Origin of the sequence: Pseudorhodobacter sp., from assembly GCF_030452865.1 — a bacterium.
Lineage (GTDB): Bacteria > Pseudomonadota > Alphaproteobacteria > Rhodobacterales > Rhodobacteraceae > Pseudorhodobacter.
The window spans coordinates 1-2249 of record NZ_JAKDLJ010000503.1 but is presented as its reverse complement, the minus strand read 5'-3'; the positions used below and the strand labels follow the sequence as shown (position 1 = coordinate 2249).

Here is a 2249-nt window from a genome sequence, read left to right as displayed (position 1 = left end):
TTCAGTAGGATAAAGGCGTTGCTGTAACGCGTTGTCGAAGTCCAGTGCCTTTGATGGTAGTTCTGCGCGAACCGTTGGGGCGGCATAGACGAACGACATATCCATGAACGGTTCTGCGTAAGGGGAGACAAAAGCCGAATTGATGTGTTGGAAGATGTTGATCTCCGCCGCGACTGCGGAAGTTGAACTTGACCGAACAGCCGTCCACATTGGCCCTGAATTGAAGCGCTAAGAACAAGGAAACGTCATGAGAAAACCTTTCAAGAGAATACTTATCACCGGCGCCGCCGGCCGTCTTGGCACTGAGATGCGCCGTGGACTTGTTCCGCTTGCAGACAGGTTGGTGCTGGGAGACCGCGTCAACTGCCAAAACCTGCTCGAGCATGAGGAGGAGTTGGTCTTCGATCTTGCGGATGAGGCGGCGACAATCGCTGCGACTGAGGGCTGTGATGCCATTGTTCACTTGGGAGGAACCCCAGCGGAGAGCCCTTGGGAGGATGTGCTCAACAGCAGTATCCGCGGATCCTATCACATCTATGAAGGCGCGCGGAGACATGGCGTGAAACGGGTCATTTACTCATCTTCAGTCCATGCCATTGGTTATCACGGCATCAATGACGGCATTGATTGTGACGCGAAACCCAGACCGGACAGCCTTTATGGCGTTTCAAAATGTTTCGTGGAGGCGCTTTCTAGCCTTTACTGGGACAAATTCGGGATCGAGAGCGCTTGCCTGCGGATATTTTCGTCCTTCCCTGAACCGGCAGACCGCCGAATGCTCTGGTCATGGCTGTCATTTGATGATTGCATCCGACTTGTCGCCGCATGTCTAACCGCGCCATATCTGGGGCATACAATCACGGCTGGCATGTCAGACAATAGGATCAAGCCGGTGAACATGACGAATGGTGGACACATCGGCTTTCAGCCCAAAGACAGCGCGGAGTCGTATCGTGCAAAGATCGAAGGCAAAACTTCGCCTGTGGATCCTGCCGATCCGGCAAGCCATCGTATTGGCGGTTGGTTCGTCAATCTTGGCCACCCGAACGACGAAAAAGCCGTTTGAGATTTTGCTTTATCGTGGCCATCGCGCAATTGAGTGGTCAAGGGTTGATGGAGAGTTGATCGGGCCTCAATATGGCAAGAACCTTCGGCATTTCTTTTGCCGTAGCAACCAATCATATTTCAAGGATGCGTCATGACCGACTACATTCTCTCAGAAGCGACCCGCGCGAAGTATAAGCGCATCTCTACGGCGTCTATCGCAACCCAGCTTTACAAGCGCGGATTGCGCAACCAGTTCATTCAGGGCGTCGTCCCGGTATCACCAAAGCTGGAAACCATGGTCGGGCAGGCCTTTACATTGCGCTATATCCCCGCGCGAGAGGACCGCAACGGGTTGGAGGTGTTTCGAAACGCCGACCATCCGCAGCGCGTTGCGGTTGAAACTTGTCCGCCCGGCCATGTGCTGGTGATGGATGCGCGCAAAGACGCCAGCGCCGCAACAGCAGGATCAATCCTTGTAACCCGGATGGCGATACGGGGCTGTGCTGGCATCGTGACAGACGGCGGATTGCGCGACGCGACGGGCATTGGCCAACTTGATATGCCCGCGTTTTATTCGCGGCCCTCTGCACCGACGAATCTGACCAAACACGAAGCACTGGACATAAATGTTCCGATTGCCTGTGGTGATGTCGCCGTGTTTCCCGGTGATGTTTTGGTGGGCGACAATGATGGCGTTATGGTGATCCCGGCCCATTTGGCCGAGGAAATTGCCGAAGTCTGCGCAGGTATGGAGGCCTTCGAGGCTTTTGTCTTGGAGGAGGTTCTCGCTGGGGCACCTATCATCGGCCTCTATCCTTGCACCAAGGACGAGAACGAGAAGAAGTTTGAAGAATGGCATCAAAAAAGGTGAGTTCAAAAATGATGCGCGGTGACCGTATTAGCCGCTCACGAATCAAATGAATGAAAGCGGTAATAAGGGGGCGAAGTGGCTTTGATGGACCGGTTCCATCTGGTCCTGCATCGCATAGGAGGAAGCTAAGGAAGATGTGGTTGGGAAGATGCTTTTGCGTCAAGCCGGTCACTTGTGCCGAGAGCAGAGTAGAGAAAAATCTAACTTTTTCATCCCGTAACGGTGTTTGACATTTGCATGGATCGACCGTTTTGAGATGCTTCATCCGTGTGTATTTCAATTTGGAAAAGAATCGGAAAAAAAATCTAGCATACTAGCATAGAACATGTTA

At 52.9% G+C, this 2249-nt stretch carries 3 protein-coding genes; 2 read left to right on the top strand and 1 reads right to left on the bottom strand.

Translation table 11 applies throughout. From position 1 onward, the window contains the following. Positions 1 to 210 (bottom strand): hypothetical protein (locus L0H65_RS18685; RefSeq protein ID WP_301460703.1); only part of this gene is annotated, 210 nt, incomplete at its 3' end. Between the two features lie 37 nt (positions 211 to 247). Between L0H65_RS18685 and L0H65_RS18680 the strand changes: the two genes are divergently transcribed. Then, a complete protein-coding gene (locus L0H65_RS18680; RefSeq protein ID WP_301460702.1) occupies positions 248 to 1066 on the top strand; it encodes an NAD(P)-dependent oxidoreductase in 819 nt (272 codons plus the stop codon). A gap of 132 nt (positions 1067 to 1198) precedes the next feature. Continuing rightward, on the top strand, positions 1199 to 1918 hold the full coding sequence (locus L0H65_RS18675) for a ribonuclease activity regulator RraA (RefSeq protein ID WP_301460701.1): 720 nt from the start codon (positions 1199 to 1201) through the stop codon (positions 1916 to 1918). The last annotated feature ends 331 nt before the right edge of the window (positions 1919 to 2249 follow it).

What these genes read in the sequence shown, in the direction of transcription:
- L0H65_RS18680 (WP_301460702.1), top strand. Translation starts at nt 248, where the DNA reads ATGAGAAAACCTTTCAAGAGAATACTTATCACCGGCGCCGCCGGCCGT.
- L0H65_RS18675 (WP_301460701.1), top strand. Translation starts at nt 1,199, where the DNA reads ATGACCGACTACATTCTCTCAGAAGCGACCCGCGCGAAGTATAAGCGC.